Here is a 1,010-nt window from a genome sequence, read left to right as displayed (position 1 = left end):
CTTGCTCTCATAAAACAATGGGAAGGCTTGCGCTTAAACGCTTATAAAGACGCCATCGGGGTATGGACCATCGGGTATGGACATACCAACAGTGCTGGCAAACCTTTTGTTCACAAAGGCATGACAGTCACTGAACAACAAGCAGAAGATCTTCTTCGCCAAGATTTAAAACAATTTGAAAATGCCGTTGAACAAGCGGTTCAAGTTGCCTTAACAGATGAACAATTCGCCGCTTTGGTCTCCTTTTGTTATAATGTCGGAACAACAGCTTTTTGTAACTCAACCCTGTTAAAAAAACTCAATAATAGTGAATATGAAGCAATACCTGCCGAATTCCAAAAATGGACCAAAGCGGGTGGTAAGCGTCTGCAAGGTCTTGTCCACCGACGTGTCGCAGAAGCAGGATTGTGGGCAAAAGGCGCTTATGTTTCCTCCAACTATCAAACCGTAGAAACAAAGGATTCAACAACGCTCTTTAAAGCAGAAGCATTGGCACCCATTATTGGTTCTTTTTCTGGACTTGGCGGCTTACTAGCAGGCAATGGTCCAGTGCAATGGGCACTTGCCACTATCATGGTTTTAGCAGCAGCTGCTGGTATTTTTCTTGTCGCCAAACGTTTTCAGGAGCACCGCCTATGATGTTATGGATGAAAAGAAATCTGCTGTTAACAGGCGCGGCTCTAGCCGCTTTTTTTATGGCTTTAGCCAAAGCTTTCATGCTTGGCAAAAAAGCAGAACAGCAAAAGCAGATAGAAAAAACTTTAAAGGCAGCAAAAACACGTCTGGAGGTAGAAAATGAAGTTAATCAAAAAACTGATGCTGATGTGCGCACTGCTCTCTCTCGTTGGCTGCGCAACAAATGAGTATGTCTCTTGTGTTGGTTGGCTACCCATTTATTTAAACAAAAGAGATGTTGAGGTCATCAGTTCAAGCTTAGCAAGAGAGATCTTAAAGCATAATAACCTAGGTGAACGCTTGTGTGGATGGAAACATGGCTAGAAGAAAAACAA

General features: G+C 42.9%; 2 protein-coding genes. Both read left to right on the top strand.

All coding sequences use genetic code 11. The features are described from left to right. The coding region (locus tag BN202_RS08885) for a lysozyme (protein ID WP_019220293.1) at positions 1-639 on the top strand (639 nt) is incomplete at its 5' end. Then, a complete protein-coding gene (locus BN202_RS08880) occupies positions 636-863 on the top strand; it encodes a hypothetical protein (RefSeq protein ID WP_019220292.1) in 228 nt (75 codons plus the stop codon). The genes BN202_RS08885 and BN202_RS08880, both read left to right, overlap by 4 nt. Positions 864-1,010 lie beyond the last annotated feature (147 nt).

Source organism: Bartonella florencae (genome assembly GCF_000312525.1).
Taxonomy (GTDB): Bacteria; Pseudomonadota; Alphaproteobacteria; order Rhizobiales; family Rhizobiaceae; genus Bartonella; species Bartonella florencae.
Note: the sequence above shows the minus strand (reverse complement) of the source record. Positions and strands in the feature narration are given on the sequence as shown.